Here is a 23,742-nt window from a genome sequence, read left to right on the forward strand (position 1 = left end):
GATAGGCAAAGCCCCTATGTTGTGAGTTAAATATACATTTTCTTTCTACAAACAGGTAATTGCAGCACTCACTATTTATTCTTAGATGATTTTTAGAGCACAAAGGAATATTGCAAAGGACGATGACAGCCCTTCACCAACCTACTCAGCTATTATCTAAACAACACACTTTGTTGTTTGGCCTGCTGTGGCTAATTTTTTTAGCTCCATTTTTCTTTCTCACTTATGGACAGGTCAATAACTACACAGCGACCTTACCCCATGTACCTTCCTTTGTGTATTCATGGGAAAAGCACATCCCGTTTGTTCCTTGGACTATTATTCCCTATTGGAGCATTGACCTATTCTACGGATTATCCTTATTTATCTGTACAACACGGCGTGAACAAACAATCCATGGTCTACGATTAATTACCGCTTCCATTTCTGCCTGCGTTGGCTTTCTTTTATTTCCACTTAAATTTAGCTTTCCTCGCCCAACTACGGATGGCGCTTTTGGCTGGATGTTTGACAGCTTAGAACTTTTTGACCTGCCATTTAACCAAGCCCCCTCATTACATATCATTTTGCTTTGGCTCCTATGGCTACGCTTTCGAGCTCATACACCAACACGGTGGCGTTGGCTGCTCCACAGTTGGTCAGTTTTGATCTTAATTTCTGTCCTCACGACTTGGCAGCACCATTTTATTGATGTTATTGCTGGTTTCTCAGTTGGTTTGCTTGTCAGTTATTTGCTGCCTATCAATACACGCTGGCAATGGCATTACACAGGGTCCCCTCGCAGTTTTAAAATGAGCAAAAATTATGGCATTGGCTCAGTCGTTTGCTTTGCTCTCGCTTTTTTGATTCAAGGTGCTGCTTGGATATTGCTGTGGCCTGCTGTTACTTTATTGTTTATTACTCTCGGTTACTTAGGCGCTGGTGCCAGCGTCTTTCAAAAAACACCCGATGGCAAGATTTCCCCGTCCGCCGCTATCTTATTATTACCTTATCGCCTAATTGCTTGGGGAACCTATCATTACTTTGCTAAACATTGCAGGCAACCTAGCATTGTGAATCAACATATCGTTTTGGGAGGCCGCCCGCTTTACCCTTTGCAAACTGCAGCTGTTTTAGACATGACTTGCGAATGGCCTCGCAATTCTTTTAGCAAAGGGCTGAAGTATTGTAGCCAGCCACAAATAGATTTGTTACCACTGAGCGCAGAGGATATCGAGCAATCAGTCCATACGATGGATAGTTTAGCCCAGCACGGTGCTGTCTATATTCATTGCAAACTGGGTTATTCACGCAGTGCCACCGTTGCTGTTGCATGGCTAGTTCACCATGGTGATGCTCAAACGATAGATAAAGCAGTCGAAATGGTTGAACTTGCTAGGCCACAGGTTATTTTAAACCCAGCAACTAAAGAACAATTAAATAATTGGTTTACGCACTATTATTTAAATAGGAAACATAAATGAACCAGCTTACAGATAAAAACTGCGGAGAAGTCATTCAGATACTGACGCGAAGTTGGCTCTATTTGGCTATAGGTTCTGTATTAGGTTTAATTTGCCAGCTTAATCTTTTTTTAGGTATAAATAACGGAAAGTACTATTTATTTGTTGGCATTATTTTATTTATTATTAGTCATTACTATATTTATCGTTTGTGGCTTGATAATCATTTTTTTAAGATGATTTATCAACAAGGAACAACTGAGCCCTTTGATTATGCACTCAGTTTCTTTATGCATAAAAAGCCCACTAACCGAACGATGGAACAGCGTTGGCAAGGCACAAAGAACTTATTTAAACATGCTGTCTTATCTGTTGTTATCCTTTGGATATGGCTATTAGTTACGGTAATAACATTATAATGAGTTAGGTTAATTTTTATTTATTTGTTATGAAAAATTTCTGCTTATTATTTTAAATTCAAGTAAAAACACCATTAGCTTTATTTACCTGGTAAATTAGGTGGTTTTTACTTTTGTTACTGAAAACGTTATGATAATTACTGTTTCATTGATGCATAACAGATTTTTTGAGCTTAGCTAAGCGTATCCTTATAGGTACATTTTCGTTTATTTTTCACCCTGTTATTTGGTAGGGTATAATGAGTACAAAAAATATTAATAGGCTGCGCCCTTTTAGCGCACTAATAGATTCGTGTTGGAAAGAAAAATACACTGCTGCACGTTTTGTGAAGGACTTAATTGCAGGTATTACCGTTGGGATTATTGCTATACCATTAGCCATGGCCTTAGCGATCGCCAGTGGCGTTCCCCCCCAATATGGCCTTTATACCGCAGCAATTGCGGGAATAATTATTGCCATTACGGGAGGGTCTCGTTATAGCGTTTCGGGGCCTACAGCAGCATTCGTCGTCATCTTATATCCCGTATCACAACAGTTTGGTCTTAGTGGCCTATTAGTTGCCACACTTATGTCAGGTGTCATTTTACTGGCGATGGGTTTTGCCCGCTTTGGTAAGTTTATTGAATATATCCCAGTATCAGTAACTTTGGGCTTTACTTCAGGTATTGCCATCACCATTGCCACCATGCAAATCAAAGATTTCTTTGGCTTGCAGATGGAACATGTTCCTGAGAACTATGTTGATAAATTGATTGCCATCGGCAATACATTCCCCACGTTTCAATTTAGTGACACACTAATTGGTTTATCCACACTGCTTGTCTTAATTTTTTGGCCTAAGTTAAAGCTAAAATTCCCTGGGCACTTACCTGCTCTCGTCGTGGGCACATTGGTCATGTGGGTACTTTCATTATTTGGGCAAGAAGTGGCAACCATCGGCTCTGAATTTAGTTATTTTCTACCTGATGGAACTGAAGGGAGTGGTATTCCGCCTATTCTGCCTCAGTTTATTTTACCTTGGGAACTTCCTGGTAGTGCGCCAATTAGTTGGGCAATGATCACCGCACTTATGCCTGCAGCATTTTCGATGGCGGTTCTTGGTGCGATTGAATCACTGCTTTGTGCTGTTGTGCTTGATAACATGACGGGTAAAAAGCACCATTCCAATAGTGAACTGATTGGCCAGGGAGTCGGTAATATTGCGGCACCCTTTTTTGGTGGGATCACGGCGACAGCTGCGATTGCCCGTTCTGCTGCAAACGTCCGCGCGGGAGCTACATCACCGATTTCTGCGGTGATTCATTCAATCTTAGTGTTACTCACCTTACTGGTGTTAGCACCGATGCTTTCTTATTTACCACTCGCTGCGATGTCCGCATTACTGTTAATTGTGGCATGGAATATGAGTGCAGCAGGTAAAGTGGTGTATTTAATTAAACGCGCCCCTAAAGATGACATCATTGTGCTTGTTCTATGTATGTCTTTAACCGTTTTATTCGATATGGTCATTGCCATTACGGTGGGGATCGTATTGGCATCTCTGTTATTTATGCGCCGTATCGCTAATATGACTCGCTCAACACAACTTGCTGAAACGGATGAAGAAAATAGCCGATTAGTCGTGCGTATTAATGGCCCACTATTTTTCGCCGCCGCAGAACGTATTTTCGATGAGTTGCGCGTAAAAAGTGCAGGCTATGAAACTATCATCATGCAATGGGATGCAGTACCCGTCTTGGATGCAGGGGGATTAGAAGCCTTTGAAAAATTCATTGATGCCGTGCGTAAAGACACCCATGTGATGGTTTGTGATATTCCATTCCAACCGCTAAAAACCTTGGCTCGCGCTAAAGTTACGCCAATTGCTGGGGTATTAAGCTTCCATAATTCCATGGATAACGCATTAGAAGCGGTTAAATCCATTGAACAAGCTAAGCAATTAAACACTCCCACTAATACTGAAGCAGTATAATTGTACTGTTCAACCCGCCACCACACAGCAATGTGGTGGCGGGTGACCTATTATTGTTTATTGTTCACCTAAGCAAAACATTTCATTGCCTGCTTTTCTGCCTTTTTCACAGGCCGAACCTCTTAATTTCTTTGCTTTTTGTTGATCAAGGGTCACGGTTCCTGTGTTATCTTCTGCAAATCGAAAGGCAGCCATCCACTCTGCATAACCTGCATATGTCATCGCATCGGCTTTATCAAACCATTCCTGTGATTTTTGCTCGTCCATCGGTACACCTTTCCCATCTAAATAAATGATCCCTAACATCAATGGGGCGCTAAAATAATCTGGATTATTAAGCTCCACCACCTCTTCCAACAATTGAATTGATTGTGGGTAATCCGTACTTCCTGCTATCGGATTAATTAATGATTCTGCTAAGCTAATCTTTCCTCGTACACTGCCTTGTTCAACAGCTTTTGTTGCAAATTGCCTTGCAGCGACAAATTCTTGCGTAAAATAACTATCGCTTAGCAAGCTAATATCCGCTAACAAGGTATATCCTTCTGGATTACCATTTTTTGCCGCCGCATTCGCCCACAAACGTGCACTATTTAAATTTTGTATTACGCCCAAACCTGAGTAATACATTTGTGCTAACTGATATTGCGCTGAGGCATCATTATTAACAGCTTTTTGTTTCACTTCAGAAAAAAGAAGTTTATCTTCAGCGGTCAATTCTGGCTGTGCAACAATTTGAAAAGGAAGAATAAATAAGGAAAGAGTAATAATTGTTTTTTTGAGGATTAGTTTCATAGATGCTCTCAATTAAGCGACTACAGTGCGGAACCTTGCCCGCCTTTTCGTAAGAAGTATTGATATAAGTTATTCATGCCAATCCAGTGGTTTTCACACCACTGTGGCGCGAGTAAAGTGGGTTTTCTTGCACTGGCACTAATGCGGTGGTAAACAATGTCTTTCGGTGTGTGACGTACTATTTCACCAGCTATAGCGGTATATTCATCTAAAGATAATGTGGGTAAACGCCCTGCTCGCCAACTTTTGGCCATCACACTACCTTCAACAATATGCAAAGGATGTAGCTTGATACCATCAGTACCACATTCAAGTACCTTTTCTAAGGTTTGCATATTCATCAGGGCATCCTCACCAGGTAAGCCACAGATTAAATGGGTACACACCTTTAAACCGACTTGCCGCGCCTTTTGTGTTGTCTGCTGATAAGCGTCAAATCCATGTCCACGGTTAATCCGATGCAATGTTTTGTCATGAGCGCTTTGTAGCCCAAGCTCTAACCAAATCTCATAACCTTGCTGTTTGTATTCACTAAGCAACGATAAAACAGACTCGGGCACACAGTCAGGACGCGTCCCCACACACAAGCCAATAATATCGGCTTGTTGTAATGCTTCTTCATACAATTGTTTAAGTAAATTTACTTCTGCATAGGTACTGGTATAGGCTTGAAAATAAGCAAGATAGCGTTTAGCGCGGGAAATTCGCGTGACTTGATCAGATATTTGTTCACTAATGGATTGACTAGATTGGCTCTCATCGGAAAAAGAAGCCACATTACAGAAGGTACAGCCCCCTCGCCCAAGGGTACCGTCACGATTTGGGCAACTAAAACCCCCGTGTAATGTAATTTTATAAATTTTTTCACCGTATCGGCGCTGGAGATCAGCGCCGAACATGGAAACAACTTCAGTGAGTTGCATTTACACCAAACTTAACGGCTAGTGTCTAACTCAGGGAACCCTTTCACCACATCATCAATAGCTTTCATTTGCTTGAGGAATGGTTCCAGTTTATCTAAAGGTAGTGCTGATGGGCCATCACAACGTGCGTTATCTGGGTCTGGATGCGCTTCAAGGAATAACCCCGCGATACCCACAGCCATACCTGCTCTCGCCAATTCAGCAACTTGAGCGCGGCGACCACCTGATGCAGCACCGAATGGGTCACGGCATTGCAGTGCGTGGGTCACGTCAAAAATCACAGGACAGCCTTTAGATGACTGAACCATTACATTAAACCCAAGCATATCAACAACTAAATTGTCATAACCAAAGTTTGCACCGCGGTCACACAGAATAATTTTGTCATTACCACCTTCGATAAACTTCTCAACAATATTCCCCATTTGGCCTGGGCTGATGAACTGTGGCTTTTTGATATTAATGACAGCGTCTGTTTTTGCCATCGCAGCAACTAAATCTGTTTGGCGAGCTAAAAATGCAGGTAATTGAATGACATCAACCACTTCAGCAACGGGTGCCGCTTGTGCTGGTTCATGGACATCCGTAATAATTTTTACGCCAAAAGTTTGTTTAAGTTCTTGGAAGATTTTCATCCCTTCTTCAAGACCAGGGCCACGGTAAGAGTGGATTGATGAGCGGTTTGCTTTATCAAATGATGCTTTAAAAACATAAGGAATGCCCAATTTTTGCGTCACAGAGACATAGTGCTCACACACTTTCATTGCCATATCACGAGATTCAAGAACGTTCATTCCACCAAACAGCACAAACGGCAAGTTGTTCGCGACATTGATATCACCAATATTGACTACTTTCTGTTGCATACTCTTACCTTAAATATAATTATATCTTAAATGATTGTTTTTCATGAACTGTATAGAGATATCTTCAATGTAGCGCATGAAAAACGAAACCGTAAAAATGTATTTTTCTATTCTAAGCCGTGCATACCAAGTTAGTACATTGCTATATTCAGGACATTATAGATTATCGTTGCATATAATAAAACATCATAGCCAATACCCCTTTACGTAAATTCCCTTTTCTCATCGCTAGTCGCATCTTAATGAATCGTTCTATGCATCATACTGAAGGGGGGATTACCTCACTCATAACTGATATTTATTAAAACAGTTGTCATTACAGCTGTGTTATTTCATAGTTAAACTCAACTTAAGCTAAATAAATGAGGAATTATGAATAAGGCTCTAATCATTATAGATGCACAAAATGACTATCTTTCTGATGGCAGATTTCCACTATGGAATATTGATGAAACATTGAAACATATATCAGATAAGACTTCACAATATGAAGAAAATGGTTATATCGTTATCTTTATTCAGCACTTATCACCGCAAGGCGCTGCTTTTTTTGATGAAACAACACAAGGTTGTGAACTGATATCAAGTTTAACCAAGCTATCTACAAAACATTTTATTGTGACTAAACATCATGGTAACTCATTTGATGAAACTCAACTTGATGATTTACTGATAGCTCATAATATTAACGACATTGAACTATGTGGGATGATGACTCAAAACTGTGTACTATTTACAGCAATTTCTGAGCAAGCAAAAAAATATAAGTTAACCTTATTAAGCGACTGTTGTACAAGCGTTTCCCCCATCATTCACACTGTTGCATTGAGAGGTTTATCCCGAATAGTAAATGTTGTTTAAAGTAGCCCACCAAACCCAATAAAAAATCGTTTATAGCCGATTATTGAGGCTGCGAATATATTGATACAACGAATAAAGGCCCTTAAAATATTAAGGGCTTAAGACTCAATCGATGTTATTTGATTGCTTTCGCACCCCAAATAGCTTCTGAACTTGGAAGTGTCGTATATTTTTGTATTATCTCTTTGTATGTATCACCTGGTTTCAATTCAGAGAATTGCTCTGGGTAGATAAACGTCGCTAAATACTCTAAACCAACGATGTTATATGGATGGTTATAGAAGTTATGATATACGCCATACAATCGGTTATTTTCGACCGCACTAATTTGGTTAAAACCGATACGGTTCTTCAGGCGATTAAATCCTTCTTGCACTGCTTTGTCAGATACCCCATAACCAAACGGTGCCGCGATGCTATTTTTATTAACCCAATGAGAACCCGTCACAATATAAACATCAGGGCTGGTACTAATGACTTGCTCTAATGAGACAACACCTGAAGCCCCCGGTAGGAAGCGGCTACCAATATTATCGCCACCAACAGCCTGTACCATTCCCCCCCAACCTGCATTGTTATGTGTAAAACAACAGCTATCTCCATTAGCTCCAGCCTTTGCTTCTACAAACACACGTGGCTTATGCTTAATTGACTGTGTTTTACTTTGAATGCTGTTTAGGTGCTGTTGATAAAAATCAGTGTATTCCTTCGCTTCATTTTCTTTGTTTAAAATAACACCAAGGAGATCAACACTTTCTTTCGTATTCTTGACAGGCTCTAAGAAAGTATCAATATAAATAATTGGTATGTTGGCATCTTTTAATCGACTAACTACTCCAGAACCTTCTAAAGCAGGTTTTGCTCTTAATTGAGCAATCAAAACATCGGGTTTCTGTGCAATCACTTGTTCAGTATTAACTTCACCTTTATCATTGAAGCCCATGTCAGGGATCGCATTTATATTTGATTTCCACTTTTGTTCAAGTAAAGCAACTGTTTGTGGGTCTGATTTTTTTAGGTTGTTGTTCCAAGCGACGACTCTTTCAAACGGGTTACTTCTATCAAGTAAAGCTAACGTTAAAATATCGCGCCCATCTTGCAATACAACTCGCTTCGGTTCTTGTTTCAACGTTATTTTTTGGCCATCGGTATCTGTAACCGTTATTGGGTATGTTGTTGCTGATGTTGCAAAAGGAAGTAATGCAGAAAAGGATATTGCTAGCAGGTGATATTTTTTTTTCATGTTGCAATCTCTATTAAATAACACTAACGATAACAATTATCATTAGCATCATCAATAAAAAGTTGCTCACAATAGGATGATATTTTAGCTACAAGCCCAAGCTACTGATAAATATGACACTCAATCATGTTTATGAATAGCCAAGAAGCTTGTATGCTAATTAATGTAATACGATTGGATGGTTATCCAATGAATAAATTTGAATTTTGATCATTTCAGATACTGGGTCTTCTGGGCAGTGCTCAATAAAATAGTTGAGGTCACTTAATGCCACATGATTACAATCTAAATGCGCCAGTATCAGCCCACGGTCACGGATTTCATAGGGATCTTCAGGGTCTAGCGTAAGCAACGTTTCGCAAACTTTTAACGCTAGCTCCATTTTTTTCTCTTCCATTAGAGCGGCTTTTAACGTATCAAAGATTTTACGAATAACGATGCTATTTTCCGCAACATCAAGTTGGTCTTGGAAAAATTCAGAGAATGGGTCGACTGTTCCTTTTAGCCACATATTCAGCGTATGAAATGACAATGACTCACCATTAGCTGGGTTAATAAACCATGGTTCACCATCACGTTTTTCAGTAATAATTAATAGCTGAGTAGGGAAAATGGCAGGCCGAATATCAATATCTAGGTGCTGAGCGATATACAATAAAATGGCGCCGAGAGTGACAGGTGTACCTTGTTTGGAAATTAAGACTTTATCAAGCCAAAGCATGTCTGATAATGCATATATACCCTGTGCAGGGCCGAATGACCATTGTTGATAAAACAATGAAATCAATTGCGCTACTTTAGTTTCATTATCCGCATGTAAATCAATGGCCGATTTTGCAGATACAACAAGGCTATCTAATTGAGCTTGGACTTTCATCAGCGGAAAATCATGACGGATACATTGAGAAACGGTCATAATCCCTTCGCTTAAGGGGAGCTGATTAAATTCAATATTCGCTATGGTCTTCATTACATTCCTACTACTGTGCCCACTTAACCATTCCATTGACCGAGTGAAATTCTTTCTTGCCCACCGTAATCGAGACACGTCTCAATTTGGGTGTACCCATGTATTGCAAATAAATCACGCACAGCCGAACCTTGTGTCCAGCCATGCTCGAGAAGTAACCAACCTTGATGTTTAAGGTAGTTTTTTGATTTATCAATAATATGTGTTAAATCAGCCAATCCTTCATTTTTTGCAATTAATGCCGTTGCTGGTTCAAATCGCACATCACCTTCACTGAGATGCTTATCATTTTCGTCAATATAAGGTGGGTTACTCATAATCATATCAAATTGTTGAAATGATAAGGAAGCAAACCAATCACTTTGCATAAATTGGACGTTAGCAATATTCAAACGTTGTTGATTTCGTTGAGCTAATAATACGGCTTCTGGATTAAAGTCAATGCCAATAACTTGGCTACTTGGCAGCTCAGAGGCTAGCGCTAATGCAATTGCCCCTGTTCCTGTGCCTAAATCCAATAAATGACAAGGTTGATTTGTTAAACGTTTTAAGGCTTGTTCAACCAAACATTCGGTGTCTGGTCTTGGAATTAATGTGGCAGGTGAAACATAAAGTGGTAGCGACCAAAACTCGCGCTCGCCAATAATATAGGCTATTGGTTCACCTTTTTCACGGCGCTGCAATAGCTGCTCAGCCTGTTGCTGTTCCAATGCGGTCAGCGGTGTTTCACTAAAAGCAAAAAGGTAGGTACGGCTGCGCCCCGTCACATGTTCAAGCAGAATTTCAGCATCCCGCTTTGCGCTATCGCTTGCAGACAGTCGGCTGACTGCCTGCTTTAGCCATTCGCTATACTGCATTATTCCTGCTCGGATAGTGCAGAAAGTTGGTCTGCTTGGTATTCGTTGATGATAGGTTGTATTAAGGCATCTAATTTCCCTTCCATCACTTCATCCAAACGGTATAACGTCAAGTTAATGCGGTGATCCGTAACACGCCCTTGCGGGAAGTTATAGGTACGGATACGATCTGAACGATCCCCTGAGCCTAGCAAGTTACGGCGCTCAGAGGCTTCCGCTGCGTGACGTTTATCCATTTCGGCTTGGCGAATACGCGCACCTAACACTGACATCGCTTTCGCTTTGTTTTTATGTTGTGAACGTTCGTCTTGGCACTCCACCACAATCCCTGTTGGAAGGTGAGTAATACGAATTGCCGAGTCGGTGGTATTAACGTGCTGCCCACCCGCTCCTGATGAACGGAAAGTATCAATACGTAAATCCGCAGGGCTGATGTCAGGTAACTCCGCTTCAGGCAATTCAGGTAAAATGGCAATAGTACACGCAGATGTGTGAATACGCCCTTGTGATTCGGTTTCAGGGACGCGCTGAACACGGTGCCCGCCAGATTCAAATTTTAAACGTCCGTATACACTATCGCCCGAAATTTTAGCGATAACTTCTTTATAGCCGCCATGTTCACCATCACTGGTGCTCATTAATTCAACGCGCCAGCGGTTATTTTCTGCATACCGACTGTACATGCGGAATAAATCGCCAGCAAAAATCGCGGCTTCATCGCCACCTGCACCCGCACGGATTTCCACGAAACAGTTATATTCGTCATCAGGATCTTTTGGAAGTAACAACAATTGCAGTTGTTGTTCGAGCTCTTCATTGCGCGTTTTTGCTTCTTTTAGCTCTTCTTGAGCCATTTCTTTCATTTCAGGATCGTCTAACAGCATTTGCGCGGTTTCAATATCGTCCTGTACTGTGCGCCATGCGTTAAAGCATTTTGCCACATCAGATAATTGAGCATATTCTTTTGATAAAGCACGAAAACGGTCTTGATCGGCAATCACACCTGCATCTGCAAGGTGCGCTTCGATTTCTTCGTAGCGTTCTTGTAATGCTTCTAGTTTTGCGACAATAGAAGGCTTCATTCGTTATATAAGACCTATGATTAAAAAGTGGTTATTGATGGTCCAGCCCTAAGCTGTCCCTAAGTAGATTTAGACGCTCAACATCACCATTTCCCGCTGCTTGTTGCAGCGATTTGGTCGGAGCGTGAATAAGGCGGTTGGTAAGTTGTTGCGATAACTGCATAATCACTTGCTCAGGGTCAGCGCCTTGTCGAACAGCCGCTAAAGCTTTTTCGGCCATATTCGCTCGAATTGCTTCAGCTTGCTCTCGGTAATCGCGAATTGTAGACACTGCGGCTTGTGAACGCAACCAATCCATAAAATGGCTGCTTTCTTGTTCAACAATAAACTCCGCTTCGACCGCTGCTGCTTTACGCTGCGCTAAATTTTGCGCAATAATGGACTCAAGGTCATCAACGGTATACAAATACACGTCACGAAGTTTTTCAACATCTTGTTCAATATCCCGAGGGACGGCAATATCGATTAACAACATTGGCTTACTGCGGCGAACTTTCATTGCCCGCTCTACCATACCTTTACCAATGATAGGCAGCGGGCTCGCTGTCGAACTAATCACTATATCAGCTTCAGCTAAACGGTTATCAATATCCGCTAATGAAATCACTTGTGCATTAACTTCATTAGCTAACAACTCTGCACGTTCACGGGTTCGGTTGGCTATCATCATTTTTTGCACGCCGTGCTCACGCAAATGGCGAGCGACTAACTCAATAGTTTCCCCTGCACCAACTAACAAAATATTCAAATGTTTGAGTGACTCAAAGATTTGACGCGCCAATGTACACGCAGCAAAAGCAACAGAAACTGCATTAGCGCCAATATCCGTTTCTGTCCGCACGCGTTTTGCGACAGAGAACGATTTTTGGAATAGGCGCTCTAATTCACGGGATAACGAATGGCTATCTTGTGAAAGTGCAAACGCCTTTTTCACCTGTCCGAGAATTTGCGGTTCGCCTAAAACCAAAGAATCGAGGCCACTTGCGACTCTCATTAAGTGGCTCACTGCCTGGGAGTCTTGGTGCCAATACAGGCTAGGTTGTAAATCTTTGGCAGTAATTTCGTGAAAATCACACAACCACTTAATAAGCTGTTCTTGCGCTTTGTCTTGTGACTCAAGGCTCAAATACAGCTCAGTTCTATTACACGTAGACAGCACAACGCCGCCATTCACTTGAGGTTGTTTAAGAAGATCCTCAAGTGCATGGTCGATTTTTTCAGGACCAAATGTCACCCGCTCACGCAGGGCTACTGGTGCTGTTTTATGATTGATGCCTAAGGCTAATAAGGTCATTGCGCTTTACGACTTGCTCACATTGCTAATTATTCTTTCAGTAACGCTATACTCATTAATGAATAGTGCATTACTGCTATTTATATTTGCCTATTGTAGATGATCCTCGCGACGCTTTCTATGCCTCACAAGGTTCTATCATTCAGAAAGATGACCCATCCCAAAAAATAAATGAAAAAAATAGTTTTAACGATTATTTTTCCTGATGAAAGCAATCACTAACCTCTCTGATTTTTATTGTTAGCAAATTATTAATCACAATGCTAACGACTACAATAACATGCATAAAGAATGCAATTATTTCGCACAGAAAGCAAATGGCTATCCCCAATCACTTTAATCAACTTTAGGCCAACTTTAGGCCAACTTTAGGCAAATAACCCTATTCTGATTGATCCAATCACCAGATTAGCGCACAATTTTGCTCATCAATACGTTATCTTATTTACAACCTAGCGCAATTCGCTCTAATTCATGATGTTATCTGTGCCCTAAAACATTGAGATTGATTATGCAATTAACCCAAGTTTTGTCGTTCGCTTTACCTGTTAAGGGCTTTATACGCCTCTTGCCACTCTCTTGCCTTCTATTAACTGCTTGTGTCACTACGTCACAAAATACCACGAAAGGCACAGGTTCAGCGTCTGATGCACAATGGAAAGCCCACCAGCAAGCATTGAACCAACTACGTGATTACCAAACACGCGGCTCGTTTGCGTATAATGGCGGCGAAACTAAAACGTATGCAAAATTTTTCTGGCAACAATATACACCAGAAAAATACCGTTTATTGTTGACTAACCCACTTGGCAGCCGTGAATTAGAGCTCACCGTTGAGCCCGATTTGGCACGTTTAACCACCAAGGATGGGCAAACTCACATGAGTGATGTACCTAGCGAGCTAATTTATCAACTGACTGGAATGGAAATCCCTCTAGATGACTTAACGGCTTGGTTAGTCGGCTCGCCAGGACGGGCAACGAATTTCACCTTAGATGAAAATCACTTATTGAAAAATGTGACGTTTGAACAAAATGGGGAAAAATGGATGTTAGATTATATTTCTTATGATACTAAAACCTCACCTATGCTGCCAAATTACCTTGAACTACGCCAAGGTGGACGATTAATTAAACTGAAAATGGACAGCTGGACACTGAAAAAATGACATTAACTTGGCCTTCCCCCGCTAAATTAAATTTATTTTTGTATATTACTGGCCAGCGCCCCGATGGTTATCATGAATTACAAACACTGTTTCAATTTTTGGAGTATGGCGACGAAATCACAATAACAACACGCCATGATGACCAATTGAATTTGCTCACGCAAATGGCGGGCGTTCCCCCTGAAAAAAACTTGATTTTGCGGGCTGCAACATTATTACAACGCTATTGCCGTGAAACGCTCAACTGCACCAAGCCCCTTGGTGCTGATATCGCTATCGATAAAATTCTGCCTATGGGAGGAGGAATTGGTGGCGGTTCATCCAATGCTGCAACCACATTAATTGCGCTTAATGAGCACTGGAAAACACAAGTCTCCGATGCGGTTCTTGCTGAACTAGGCAAAACTCTCGGCGCGGATGTGCCTGTCTTTGTTCGAGGCCATGCAGCGTTCGCTGAAGGAATCGGTGAAATATTAACCAAAGCTTCCCCTCAAGAGAAATGGTATCTGGTTGCTCATCCCGGAATTGAAATATCAACCCCGATGATCTTCACAGATCCAAAATTAAATCGAAATTCTCCAAAACGCTCCCTAGCCGCATTATTACTGGCTCCGTACGCAAATGACTGCGAACCAATCGCAAGAAAACGTTTTCGTGAGGTTGAACAGCTTGTTTCTTGGCTGTTAGAATATGCTCCGTCTCGCCTAACAGGAACAGGCGCATGTGTTTTTTCTGAATTTGAAACACAAGCGGATGCCCTTAAGGTGTTAAATAAAGCCCCATCGTGGGTGCAAGGGTTCGTCGCTCGAGGCGTTAACGTATCCCCACTGCACAATTTCCGCGCTGGGATAACCCGTGTATTGCACCAATAAGTAATGAAACAACGCTCATTGCTCTTGGTCAACAATATCTCTCTGGACGCAAGCCTGAGGTTTTTCTCGTGCCCGATATGAAGCTTTTTGCTGGTAACGCTACACCGGAACTAGCACAACGTGTTGCTAACCGCCTTTACACTAATCTTGGAGACGCGGCTGTTGGTCGTTTTAGCGACGGCGAAGTCAGTGTTCAAATTAATGAAAATGTCCGCGGTGGTGATATTTTTATCATCCAGTCAACTTGTGCACCAACTAATGACAACTTAATGGAACTGGTTGTTATGGTCGATGCCCTGCGCCGTGCATCTGCTGGTCGTATTACCGCTGTTATCCCTTACTTCGGTTATGCAAGACAGGATCGTCGCGTACGTTCTGCCCGTGTACCAATCACCGCTAAAGTTGTTGCCGATTTTCTGTCCAGTGTTGGTGTTGACCGTGTTCTCACGGTTGACCTTCACGCAGAGCAGATCCAGGGCTTCTTTGATGTGCCTGTTGATAATGTATTCGGTAGCCCAATTCTTCTGGAAGATATGCTTCAGAAAAACTTGGAAAACCCAATCGTTGTATCTCCAGACATCGGCGGCGTGGTACGTGCTAGAGCTATCGCAAAACTCCTGAATGACACTGACATGGCAATCATTGATAAACGTCGCCCTCGTGCAAACGTTTCTCAAGTTATGCACATTATTGGTGATGTTTCAGGTCGTGATTGCATCTTAGTTGACGATATGATTGATACCGGTGGTACGCTGTGTAAAGCGGCTGAAGCGCTGAAAGAACGCGGTGCTAAACGTGTGTTCGCATACGCAACTCACCCGATTTTCTCAGGCAATGCTGTAGACAACATCAAAAATTCAGTCATTGATGAAGTCATTGTTTGTGACACTATTCCACTATCTCCTGAAATCAAAGCGCTGAGCAACGTTCGCACTTTGACCTTGTCAGGTATGCTGGCTGAAGCTATTCGTCGCATTAGCAACGAAGAGTCTATCTCAGCAATGTTCGAGCATTAATGCCCCTTTTGAGTAATTAATGTTTCAACGGTGATAGAATATCACAACTAAAAATTAAGCCCCTGCAGTTATCTGTGGGGGCTTTATGATTTTAGAGGGTTATAACGACAGATACCTATTTCTATGGCTATTTCCTACTCACACAACCTATACGCCATAAAAATAACCAACTTCTTTGAAAAAACAAACAAAACCTATGTAGCTAGGCGACTTCGCTATTAAAAGCACTGACTATCACCCAGCCATCTATCATCTATAATTATTACTAACTTAATTAATAAGAAGAATAATTATGGATAACGGTGATTATCTTTACGTGAGTAATGTTTTAAGACCCAATAGCGGTCAGCCACTTTTTCACGTCCACCGACTCTCGCTCCCACTAACCATACCATTGCACCCACGAAAATTCCGAAGAGTGAGCCGTTAGTGACAAGCTCTGATAGACCAAAGTTGATGACATGGGCAAATAGGTTAACACCAATGCTTCCAATCATCATGACCATTCCTAACCCCATGAGAACATTACCAATTATATGAGCACTTTTCCGTTTCATATCTACCTCCAGTATCAGTGAACTGATAAGCAAGCAACTGTAAATAAATTCGGTGGTTCTTTATATTTATGTAAGAATTATAGTGCATTAAGTAAAATTTTTTGCGATAGGCATCACAAGGTACGAAGTTAACAATAATATCTAAACATAAAGTGCTTTTTATCAAAAAAACATAAAAAACGAATAGTTCATATGGCAACTATAATCATCGTGATGTTTTTTATCTGATTTTTGTACATCCTCCCCTTCACAAGGTAAACTAGGTGATTAATTCCATAAACTGACAGTGAAATAGTCGCCGTGAGCAAAATTAAATTAATTGTTGGCCTTGCAAATCCGGGGGCTGAATACGCACAAACCCGCCACAACGCAGGGGCATGGTATGTTGATTTACTGGCACAGCGCCACAATCAACCCCTAAAAGAAGAACCGAAATTTTTCGGCTATACCGCACGCATTAATCTTAGCGGTAATGATATCCGCTTATTGGTGCCAACCACCTTTATGAACCTCAGTGGAAAAGCCGTCGCGGCAATGGCGAACTTTTATCGTATTAACCTTGATGAAATTTTAGTTGCCCACGATGAGCTTGATATTCCACCTGGTGTAGCAAAAATGAAGCTTGGTGGTAGCAATGGGGGCCATAACGGGTTGAAAGACATTCAAAGCAAATTCGCCAATAACCCAAACTTTTACCGCTTACGCATCGGTATTGGCCATCCAGGCGATAAAAACAAGGTTGTTGGTTTCGTTTTAGGTAAGCCACCGCTGTCTGAGCAAAAACTGATTGATGATGCCATTGACGAAGCAGTAAGGTGTACTGACATTCTATTATCGGATGGAATGGATAAAGCGATAAACCGTTTGCATAGCTTTAAAGCGTCTGCATAAGAGTTCATTTCATCAAAATCGACTTTTTGTGTATAATCAGCGCCAATTTCTAAACATTGGGTGCAGCACTCGCCTGCCCCTCGCTATTTAAGGTGAGAAACATATGGGTTTTAAATGCGGTATCGTTGGTCTGCCAAACGTGGGTAAATCCACATTATTTAATGCATTGACCAAAGCCGGCATCGAAGCAGCCAACTTCCCTTTCTGTACAATTGAACCAAACACGGGTGTTGTGCCAATGCCAGACCCACGTCTTGATCAATTAGCTGAAATTGTGAAGCCACAGCGAATTTTACCAACCACCATGGAATTCGTAGACATCGCAGGTTTGGTAAAAGGCGCATCTAAAGGCGAAGGTCTGGGTAACCAGTTCTTAACTAACATCCGTGAAACCGAAGCTATCGGCCACGTAGTGCGTTGTTTTGAAAACGACAATATCATCCACGTCGCTGGCCAAGTTAACCCAGCTGAAGATATTGATGTTATCAATACTGAATTAGCCTTGGCGGATCTTGATACCTGCGAACGTGCTATCCACCGCGTACAAAAACGCGCTAAAGGTGGCGATAAAGACGCAAAAGCTGAATTGGAAGCATTAGAAAAATGTCTGCCACATTTAGAGCAAGCTGGCATGCTGCGTACCTTGGATTTAACCACAGAAGATAAAGCAGCAATCCGCTATTTAAGCTTTTTAACGTTAAAACCAACCATGTATATCGCGAACGTCAACGAAGATGGTTTTGAAAATAACCCGTTCTTAGACAAAGTGTATGAAATTGCTCAAGCCGAAGGCTCTGTAGTTGTGCCTGTGTGCGCTGCTATCGAATCTGATATCGCTGAGTTAGATGACGAAGAACGCGACGAATTTATGGCAGATTTAGGCATCGAAGAGCCAGGCTTAAACCGTGTTATTCGTGCAGGTTATGAATTACTTAATCTGCAAACCTACTTCACTGCGGGTGTTAAAGAGGTTCGTGCATGGACAATCCCTGTGGGCGCAACTGCACCACAGGCGGCAGGCAAAATCCATACTGACTTCGAAAAAGGCTTTATTCGTGCTCAAACCATCGCATTCGATGATTTTATCCAATACCGTGGTGAGCAAGGTGCCAAAGAAGCAGGTAAAATGCGTGCTGAAGGGAAAGATTACATCGTTAAAGATGGCGATGTATTAAACTTCTTGTTTAATGTGTAGCCCTACAATCTAGTCCACACTGTTTTATAAAGTATCACACCATAATAAAACAGCATAAAAACTCATGGTATCAACTTGGTTTTATGCTGTTTTTTATCTCACTAAGTTTCATAAAAGCTCATAGTTAAATGAGTATGCAACTGAGTACAACTTATATTAACCTTTAAAAAACGATCGCTACTCAACACATCAAAACGATCATTTTATTAAAAGTCAGATTGGATATAAGAGAACATTCAAACCCACGACGAAGAAATGAAGGCTAATTATCAATTCAATAGATACAACTAAAAAAGCAATCACTCGCCAAAAACTGACTTTCTTTCGCAACAATGCAATAAGGGCAAAGAATATCCCCCCTATAATTGCTGTTCTGATAATAAATAACCCAACCATCGGATAAAGAATAGAATATCCATTTAAAAAACCTCGTTCAAAAATTTCCGATATCATGAACGCAACAACAATTATTGGTACAACCCATCCCAGCCAAAATGTAACAGCAAGTGAGTACTGCCCTGTCATTAGTTTTTTAAAAACACAATAAATCCCTCATAATTTTTTATCTTAGCCGATTTTTACCGATGAATTACCAATTAACACCCCACTGCAGCTGACAGCATCACCTGTTCTAGCCGCAGGTTTGCCATCAATAAACACACTACTTTTTTTGGTCTTGTTCTAACTGACCGTTTAATTTATTGGCAATATCAGGAACTAAGTAAAATTTATAGTTGCCATTCATACGCCAACGGGTGCGAACAGTGCCAGCTCCATCCCCGACGGGATGTTTTGGATCTTCACTGGTTTGTCTGGCTTCAAAGAAGCTGACAGTATTGCCGTGGTGGTAATACACTTCCCCCATATCAGGAAGTGCTTTTTGCAGTGGAATAGTTGGCAATGGTGCCAATGTCCAACTAAACCCAAAAACTGTGCCCAATGGGCCGTATATATTAAATAGCCAGTTATCTATATTGGTATCGAATGGCACTCTGAACAATTCGCAATATTCAGAGCGTTTTAAATTGCCAGAGTCGTTTTGTTATACCTAACGGTGGTTATTTCCTATCTTCAATAATCATCGCTGCGGCACGTTCTGCAATCATAATAGTCGGTGCATTGGTATTACCGCTTGGAATTTCAGGCATTACGGAGCAATCTACAACACGTAAATGATCAATACCATGCACCCGCAACCGTAGATCAGTCACTGACGTTGTAGGGTCCGTTCCCATGCGACAGGTTCCTACAGGATGGTAAACTGTTTTACAGAAATTCCGCACAAACTCTTCAAGTTGGGCTTCATCATGGCGTACAGAGCTCGGAGGCATTAAAACCTCTTTGCTTAGCGCTTGTAATGAAGGGGAATCTAATACTTCCAGCCCAAATTTAACCGCACGCTTGCAACCTTCCATATCTTCAGGTGATGCAAGATAATTAGCGTGAATTTTTAGCGGTGCTTGTGGGTCTGCGCTACGTAATAAAACTTCACCACGTGACTTAGGCTGTAGGTACCCGACCTTTAAAGAGAACCCGTGGGCAGCTGGCAGAGGCTCACCAGGAACATCATCCCAACTGTCTAAAATCGGTAAAAAGTGAATTTGCACATCAGGGCGACCTTGGTTGCAGCTGTCTTTAAATGCAGCGCCTTCTAAAACGTTAGAGGTAAGTAACCCACTGCGAAATACCATCCACTCCACACCATGTTTAATCGCATTTAACCCTTGGTCTGCGCCAAATAAGCTTATCGGTTGCTTAGTGGTGACGTTAATTGACATATGTAGGTGGTCATGAAAATTTTTGCCAACGGGTAAGTTAGCAAGGGTATTAATACCAAGGGAAGACAGGTGCTCTTCAGGCCCTATCCCTGACAACATTAATAATTTTGCTGAGCCCATCGCGCCAGAACAGACCAACACTTCATAAGTGGCGATTGCCTCAATCTCATGGCCATTTTTCCCTTGATAGGCAACACCGACAGCACACCCATCACGAATGATAACCCGGTTCACTTGGGTACCAAGCTTTAATGTCAATTTATCACTCTTTTCCACTGATTTTAAATAGGTTTTTGATGTACTGGCTCTTTCTCCATTATGCGTTGTTGTCTGGTAAAAGCTGGTTCCTTGCTGGCTTTCTCCGTTAAGGTCATTGACATAAGGCAGGCCATGTTCTTGTGCTGCACGAATAAATGCCATTGATAATGGATGGCGATATCGGTTTTCACTCACTGGGAGTGGGCCTTGCGTCCCATGATATTCCCCCGTCAGGCTTTCATTACGTTCCGCTTTTTTGAACCATGGCAATACATCCTCATATCCCCAACCTTCACAGCCGTAATTTAGCGCCCAATTATCATAATCTTGTTTTTGGCCTCGGATATAAATCATACCATTTACCGAGCTGCTTCCTCCCAATACTTTCCCTTGAGCAATTTGCATTTTGCGGTTGTTAGCATGAGGTTCCGGTTCAGTTTCATAAGGCCAGCTTTTTTGGGCGATAATTTTCGCCACACCTGCAGGCATACGAATAAATAGATGGTTATCACTGCCACCGGCTTCGATAAGCAATACGCGAGCTTGTGTTTCTTGAATTAAACGAGCTGCGAGCACACAGCCTGCTGAGCCCGCCCCAACAATAATATAGTCATACTTTTCTGTGCTCATTTCTCACCCTTATCAAATAAAAGAAACAATTTATTTTCATTTATTTAACAATAGCGCCTTTGATTTATTAATGTATGAACAATATTTTGCATTTGTGATTTAAATCAAAAACAATTTCCTGTGTAACTATTTTACACTCTTAATGTACCTTGTTTATTCAGGGAAAATTGCAATTTAACTTACCAATTGAATTACACTCGCAACTCATTAATAAATGAATATCTATGACTATTTGACACGCAATTTAGTCATAGAGAAATATCATTTTTTTATGCCCACTGGCGTTATCAGCCAAAGCAAAGCTTAGTTGCAAGCTCATAAATGAGTGCTATAGTAGGCAATAATTTATATTCTATCGGTTTGAGGACGACCTCAAGCACGTATCAGCAACAGGGACGGCCCTTTCTTTATAGGTAAATATTATGGGTCACACCTGTTTCAATAGTCCACTCATCCCTTTAACGACTTGGGTTCGATTAGCCGGCTCTTGGTTAGTTGTCATTTTTTTCATGTTAAGGGGCGATGCGTTACTCAATGACAATCTCTCTGCATTGAGTGCAATTTGGATTTTTTTGCTGCTGTTTATAACAATACTCACCGCATCCTTCGGTGTGGTTAAAGAGGCCGACCATTTAGCCGAACAACTCGGTGAACCCTACGGAACGTTGATCCTCACCTTATCTATCGTGTTAATTGAGGTTATTCTTATCGCCTCTGTCCTGCTAGGACCCGGTGATTTTCCGACCATAGGGCGTGATTCCATATTCGCCGTGATGATGATCATCATGAACCTCGTTTTAGGCATATGTCTGCTAGCGGGGTCGGCTAAAAATGGCGAGCAAGAATACAATACTCAAGGGGCAAACAGTTACCTTTCAATGATTGTGTTGCTGACCAGTTTAGCCCTAGTATTACCCAATTATACCTCCTTCCAAGGGGAGTATTCCCATACGCAGGCAATAGGCATTTCGGGTCTCACTCTTCTAATCTATGGGGCATTTTTGTGGATGCAGATGCGTGGTCACCGTCGGTTTTTCATTCACCCCCCTAAAGGGTTTATGAATATTCCAGAACAATTTGATTTAACAGACAAAACTACCGAAAACAATTCGCCTCAATCAGGGGCAAATAAAAAAGTGATTATTATCCGTTCTTGTGTGTTAATTGGGTTGATCCTACCTATTGTGTTACTTGCACATTATTTAGCTATCGTGACTGATTACGGTATTAGTGCCTTAGGTGCGCCTGCTGCTGTAGGTGGTGTCCTGATTGCTATTATCGTGTTTACACCTGAGTCTATCACCGCCGTAAAAGCGGCAATGAATAACGAGATGCAACGCGCGATAAACCTTTGCCAAGGTGCTTTTGTCTCAACTGTTGGCTTAACTGTGCCAGCCGTATTAATTATAGGGATTATTACCGGTAAACAAGTCATCATGGGAATTTCTAATGCAGAAACAGCGTTATTCGCGATTACCATGTTGCTTACTATGCTTTCATTTAATGGGCAGAGAACATCGCCTATTCAAGGATGGATGCACCTTACAGTCTTTGCTGTATTCGGGCTTATTCTATTTTATCCCTGATTAATCGCTAAAGTTAAGGGCTTCTTGGGAAAGACCAAACTGGTATCAATCCGTTAATGTAAGCCCTTTTTTATCTCCTATTTATTCTTAACATATTCACAGCCAAGTCGTGCCATGCTTTTGCACGGCGGCTCTGCTGGTTATTTTTCAGCGTGGCTAAGGCTAAATCATAGGCAAGTATTGGCTCAATCACAGGGATAATCGATAACCCCGCTGAACTCGTTTTGCGCCACATACTATCTGGAAGCAGTGTTATCCCGACACCAGCCCTCACCATCGCGGTGACTAAATCAAGATGGCTACTGCGCCCTGAAATCACAGGCTTATGGCCATAAATTCCACAGGCACTGATAACAAGCTCATTAATCCGGAAATCATCAGAAAAGAAAATAAATGGCTCATTAATTAATTCAACAAACTTGACGCTATCTCGCCTTGCCAAGGGGTGCTTCTCATTAACCAATAACATTAATCTATCTGTCGAAAAAATATCTAGATCAAAGCGCTCATCGTCAAATGGGAGCATGACAGCCGCGGTTTCTACCTCGCCATTTAACATTGCATCACGCATCTTCCGCGTTCCTAATTCCAGGATTTTTAACTCCACTTGGGGATAACGCAAGCTGAACGCCATAATGATGTCAGCAAAATAGGTTGAGGCAATCACTGGGGGTAACCCAACAGGTAAAACCCCCGTTAGTGGCCCTGATTTTTCTTTTAATGCCTGTTCCATATTTTTAAATTGCGCCAAAATTTGCTTTGCGTGAGCCAACAGAATCGTCCCTTCATCCGTCAACCTGACCCCTTCGTTCTCCCTGATTAACAAGGTATAACCCAGCTCATCCTCTAGCTTTTTAATACTGCGGCTAATGGCAGGTTGCGTCACAAACAGTTGTTCAGCAGCACGGCTAAACCCATTGAGTTGCACCACCTCAACAAAATAACGTAACGAACGAATATCCATATCTCACCTATGATTTTTAGTTATAGTTAGAATGATTATAAGTGATTTCCTATTCAGAAAAATATAGTCTAAAAATAATATTAAGCAACATTATAATCTAAT

General features: G+C 41.5%; 22 protein-coding genes and 1 pseudogene. 10 read left to right on the forward strand and 13 right to left on the reverse strand.

Annotated features, from left to right (window positions below; translation table 11 throughout):
* Window positions 1-122: 122 nt before the first annotated feature.
* The 3 genes from ACE2AL_RS11530 to dauA all read left to right on the forward strand — a co-directional run bounded on the left by ACE2AL_RS11530 (window position 123) and on the right by dauA (window position 3,834).
* Window positions 123-1,463, forward strand: coding sequence for a phosphatase PAP2/dual specificity phosphatase family protein (locus ACE2AL_RS11530; protein WP_375083514.1), 1,341 nt, complete (start codon window positions 123-125; stop codon window positions 1,461-1,463).
* A complete protein-coding gene (locus tag ACE2AL_RS11535; RefSeq protein WP_272573267.1) occupies window positions 1,460-1,861 on the forward strand; it encodes a hypothetical protein in 402 nt (133 codons plus the stop codon). The genes ACE2AL_RS11530 and ACE2AL_RS11535 overlap by 4 nt, the downstream gene beginning before the upstream one ends.
* 239 nt (window positions 1,862-2,100) lie before the next feature.
* Window positions 2,101-3,834 (forward strand): C4-dicarboxylic acid transporter DauA, encoded by a 1,734-nt coding sequence (dauA, locus tag ACE2AL_RS11540; RefSeq protein WP_206084135.1) that lies wholly within the window; start codon window positions 2,101-2,103, stop codon window positions 3,832-3,834.
* Window positions 3,835-3,891: 57 nt separating this feature from the next.
* Here the strand turns inward: dauA and ACE2AL_RS11545 are convergent, their stop codons facing one another.
* The 3 genes from ACE2AL_RS11545 to kdsA are packed head-to-tail and all read right to left on the reverse strand — an operon-like array spanning window position 3,892 to window position 6,418.
* Complete coding sequence (locus ACE2AL_RS11545; protein ID WP_272680883.1) at window positions 3,892-4,629, reverse strand: tetratricopeptide repeat protein; 738 nt, start codon at window positions 4,627-4,629, stop codon at window positions 3,892-3,894.
* Between the two features lie 20 nt (window positions 4,630-4,649).
* Window positions 4,650-5,552, reverse strand: a complete 903-nt coding sequence (locus tag ACE2AL_RS11550) for a TIGR01212 family radical SAM protein (protein ID WP_206084133.1) — start codon at window positions 5,550-5,552, stop codon at window positions 4,650-4,652.
* An 11-nt stretch (window positions 5,553-5,563) separates the two neighbouring features.
* Window positions 5,564-6,418, reverse strand: coding sequence for a 3-deoxy-8-phosphooctulonate synthase (kdsA, locus tag ACE2AL_RS11555; protein WP_206084132.1), 855 nt, complete (start codon window positions 6,416-6,418; stop codon window positions 5,564-5,566).
* A 372-nt stretch (window positions 6,419-6,790) separates the two neighbouring features.
* Here kdsA and ACE2AL_RS11560 point away from each other — a divergent pair, with 372 nt between their 5' ends.
* Window positions 6,791-7,279: a cysteine hydrolase family protein gene (locus ACE2AL_RS11560; RefSeq protein WP_272538499.1), complete on the forward strand. Its 489-nt coding sequence runs from the start codon at window positions 6,791-6,793 to the stop codon at window positions 7,277-7,279.
* Between the two features lie 115 nt (window positions 7,280-7,394).
* Here the strand turns inward: ACE2AL_RS11560 and ACE2AL_RS11565 are convergent, their stop codons facing one another.
* From ACE2AL_RS11565 to hemA, 5 genes are all read right to left on the reverse strand, one after another.
* On the reverse strand, window positions 7,395-8,522 hold the full coding sequence (locus ACE2AL_RS11565) for an ABC transporter substrate-binding protein (protein ID WP_371007126.1): 1,128 nt from the start codon (window positions 8,520-8,522) through the stop codon (window positions 7,395-7,397).
* Window positions 8,523-8,682: 160 nt separating this feature from the next.
* On the reverse strand, window positions 8,683-9,492 hold the full coding sequence (sirB1, locus tag ACE2AL_RS11570) for an invasion regulator SirB1 (RefSeq protein WP_206084129.1): 810 nt from the start codon (window positions 9,490-9,492) through the stop codon (window positions 8,683-8,685).
* Between the two features lie 23 nt (window positions 9,493-9,515).
* Window positions 9,516-10,349 (reverse strand): peptide chain release factor N(5)-glutamine methyltransferase, encoded by an 834-nt coding sequence (gene prmC, locus ACE2AL_RS11575; protein WP_349421751.1) that lies wholly within the window; start codon window positions 10,347-10,349, stop codon window positions 9,516-9,518.
* Window positions 10,349-11,431, reverse strand: a complete 1,083-nt coding sequence (gene prfA, locus ACE2AL_RS11580) for a peptide chain release factor 1 (protein ID WP_206084127.1) — start codon at window positions 11,429-11,431, stop codon at window positions 10,349-10,351. Before prfA ends, prmC begins: the two co-directional genes overlap by 1 nt.
* Before the next feature lie 31 nt (window positions 11,432-11,462).
* The gene (gene hemA / locus ACE2AL_RS11585; RefSeq protein ID WP_206084126.1) at window positions 11,463-12,725 is read right to left on the reverse strand and encodes a glutamyl-tRNA reductase; all 1,263 of its coding nucleotides are present in this window, start codon (window positions 12,723-12,725) and stop codon (window positions 11,463-11,465) included.
* 511 nt (window positions 12,726-13,236) lie between these two features.
* On the opposite strand from hemA, the gene lolB reads away from it, so the two are divergent.
* The 3 genes from lolB (at window position 13,237) to prs (ending at window position 15,781) form a co-directional block, all read left to right on the forward strand.
* A complete protein-coding gene (gene lolB / locus ACE2AL_RS11590) occupies window positions 13,237-13,893 on the forward strand; it encodes a lipoprotein insertase outer membrane protein LolB (protein WP_375083515.1) in 657 nt (218 codons plus the stop codon).
* On the forward strand, window positions 13,890-14,765 hold the full coding sequence (gene ispE / locus ACE2AL_RS11595) for a 4-(cytidine 5'-diphospho)-2-C-methyl-D-erythritol kinase (protein ID WP_371007125.1): 876 nt from the start codon (window positions 13,890-13,892) through the stop codon (window positions 14,763-14,765). Before lolB ends, ispE begins: the two co-directional genes overlap by 4 nt.
* Window positions 14,766-14,833: 68 nt before the next feature.
* Entirely contained in the window at window positions 14,834-15,781 is a 948-nt protein-coding gene (prs, locus tag ACE2AL_RS11600; RefSeq protein WP_004910604.1) for a ribose-phosphate diphosphokinase, read from the forward strand.
* Window positions 15,782-16,071: 290 nt separating this feature from the next.
* Here the strand turns inward: prs and ychH are convergent, their stop codons facing one another.
* The gene (gene ychH, locus ACE2AL_RS11605; protein WP_206084123.1) at window positions 16,072-16,338 is read right to left on the reverse strand and encodes a stress-induced protein YchH; all 267 of its coding nucleotides are present in this window, start codon (window positions 16,336-16,338) and stop codon (window positions 16,072-16,074) included.
* A 300-nt stretch (window positions 16,339-16,638) separates the two neighbouring features.
* On the opposite strand from ychH, the gene pth reads away from it, so the two are divergent.
* Window positions 16,639-17,229: an aminoacyl-tRNA hydrolase gene (gene pth / locus ACE2AL_RS11610; RefSeq protein WP_206084122.1), complete on the forward strand. Its 591-nt coding sequence runs from the start codon at window positions 16,639-16,641 to the stop codon at window positions 17,227-17,229.
* A gap of 103 nt (window positions 17,230-17,332) precedes the next feature.
* The gene (ychF, locus tag ACE2AL_RS11615; RefSeq protein WP_206084121.1) at window positions 17,333-18,424 is read left to right on the forward strand and encodes a redox-regulated ATPase YchF; all 1,092 of its coding nucleotides are present in this window, start codon (window positions 17,333-17,335) and stop codon (window positions 18,422-18,424) included.
* A gap of 567 nt (window positions 18,425-18,991) precedes the next feature.
* Here ychF and ACE2AL_RS11620 read toward each other — a convergent pair.
* The 3 genes and pseudogenes from ACE2AL_RS11620 to ACE2AL_RS11630 form a co-directional block, all read right to left on the reverse strand.
* A pseudogene (locus ACE2AL_RS11620) lies at window positions 18,992-19,090 on the reverse strand (PAAR domain-containing protein); the annotation flags it as partial.
* Window positions 19,086-19,415 (reverse strand): hypothetical protein, encoded by a 330-nt coding sequence (locus tag ACE2AL_RS11625; protein WP_272538503.1) that lies wholly within the window; start codon window positions 19,413-19,415, stop codon window positions 19,086-19,088. The pseudogene ACE2AL_RS11620 and the gene ACE2AL_RS11625, both read right to left, overlap by 5 nt.
* Window positions 19,416-19,482: 67 nt before the next feature.
* Window positions 19,483-21,090 carry a GMC family oxidoreductase gene (locus ACE2AL_RS11630; RefSeq protein ID WP_375083516.1) on the reverse strand — a complete coding sequence of 536 codons (1,608 nt, stop codon included), beginning with the start codon at window positions 21,088-21,090 and terminating at the stop codon, window positions 19,483-19,485.
* Between the two features lie 422 nt (window positions 21,091-21,512).
* Here ACE2AL_RS11630 and ACE2AL_RS11635 point away from each other — a divergent pair, with 422 nt between their 5' ends.
* Window positions 21,513-22,676, forward strand: a complete 1,164-nt coding sequence (locus tag ACE2AL_RS11635) for a calcium:proton antiporter (RefSeq protein ID WP_375083517.1) — start codon at window positions 21,513-21,515, stop codon at window positions 22,674-22,676.
* 70 nt (window positions 22,677-22,746) lie between these two features.
* On the opposite strand, the gene ACE2AL_RS11640 is transcribed toward ACE2AL_RS11635, so the two are convergent.
* Window positions 22,747-23,640, reverse strand: a complete 894-nt coding sequence (locus ACE2AL_RS11640) for a LysR family transcriptional regulator (RefSeq protein WP_375083518.1) — start codon at window positions 23,638-23,640, stop codon at window positions 22,747-22,749.
* Between the last annotated feature and the right edge of the window lie 102 nt (window positions 23,641-23,742).

This window comes from Providencia xihuensis, assembly GCF_041953405.1.
Taxonomy (GTDB): Bacteria; Pseudomonadota; Gammaproteobacteria; order Enterobacterales; family Enterobacteriaceae; genus Providencia; species Providencia vermicola.

What these genes read in the sequence shown, in the direction of transcription:
- ACE2AL_RS11530 (WP_375083514.1), top strand. Translation starts at nt 123, where the DNA reads ATGACAGCCCTTCACCAACCTACTCAGCTATTATCTAAACAACACACT.
- ACE2AL_RS11535 (WP_272573267.1), top strand. Translation starts at nt 1,460, where the DNA reads ATGAACCAGCTTACAGATAAAAACTGCGGAGAAGTCATTCAGATACTG.
- dauA (WP_206084135.1), top strand. Translation starts at nt 2,101, where the DNA reads ATGAGTACAAAAAATATTAATAGGCTGCGCCCTTTTAGCGCACTAATA.
- ACE2AL_RS11545 (WP_272680883.1), bottom strand. Translation starts at nt 4,629, where the DNA reads ATGAAACTAATCCTCAAAAAAACAATTATTACTCTTTCCTTATTTATT.
- ACE2AL_RS11550 (WP_206084133.1), bottom strand. Translation starts at nt 5,552, where the DNA reads ATGCAACTCACTGAAGTTGTTTCCATGTTCGGCGCTGATCTCCAGCGC.
- kdsA (WP_206084132.1), bottom strand. Translation starts at nt 6,418, where the DNA reads ATGCAACAGAAAGTAGTCAATATTGGTGATATCAATGTCGCGAACAAC.
- ACE2AL_RS11560 (WP_272538499.1), top strand. Translation starts at nt 6,791, where the DNA reads ATGAATAAGGCTCTAATCATTATAGATGCACAAAATGACTATCTTTCT.
- ACE2AL_RS11565 (WP_371007126.1), bottom strand. Translation starts at nt 8,522, where the DNA reads ATGAAAAAAAAATATCACCTGCTAGCAATATCCTTTTCTGCATTACTT.
- sirB1 (WP_206084129.1), bottom strand. Translation starts at nt 9,492, where the DNA reads ATGAAGACCATAGCGAATATTGAATTTAATCAGCTCCCCTTAAGCGAA.
- prmC (WP_349421751.1), bottom strand. Translation starts at nt 10,349, where the DNA reads ATGCAGTATAGCGAATGGCTAAAGCAGGCAGTCAGCCGACTGTCTGCA.
- prfA (WP_206084127.1), bottom strand. Translation starts at nt 11,431, where the DNA reads ATGAAGCCTTCTATTGTCGCAAAACTAGAAGCATTACAAGAACGCTAC.
- hemA (WP_206084126.1), bottom strand. Translation starts at nt 12,725, where the DNA reads ATGACCTTATTAGCCTTAGGCATCAATCATAAAACAGCACCAGTAGCC.
- lolB (WP_375083515.1), top strand. Translation starts at nt 13,237, where the DNA reads ATGCAATTAACCCAAGTTTTGTCGTTCGCTTTACCTGTTAAGGGCTTT.
- ispE (WP_371007125.1), top strand. Translation starts at nt 13,890, where the DNA reads ATGACATTAACTTGGCCTTCCCCCGCTAAATTAAATTTATTTTTGTAT.
- ychH (WP_206084123.1), bottom strand. Translation starts at nt 16,338, where the DNA reads ATGAAACGGAAAAGTGCTCATATAATTGGTAATGTTCTCATGGGGTTA.
- ychF (WP_206084121.1), top strand. Translation starts at nt 17,333, where the DNA reads ATGGGTTTTAAATGCGGTATCGTTGGTCTGCCAAACGTGGGTAAATCC.
- ACE2AL_RS11630 (WP_375083516.1), bottom strand. Translation starts at nt 21,090, where the DNA reads ATGAGCACAGAAAAGTATGACTATATTATTGTTGGGGCGGGCTCAGCA.
- ACE2AL_RS11635 (WP_375083517.1), top strand. Translation starts at nt 21,513, where the DNA reads ATGGGTCACACCTGTTTCAATAGTCCACTCATCCCTTTAACGACTTGG.
- ACE2AL_RS11640 (WP_375083518.1), bottom strand. Translation starts at nt 23,640, where the DNA reads ATGGATATTCGTTCGTTACGTTATTTTGTTGAGGTGGTGCAACTCAAT.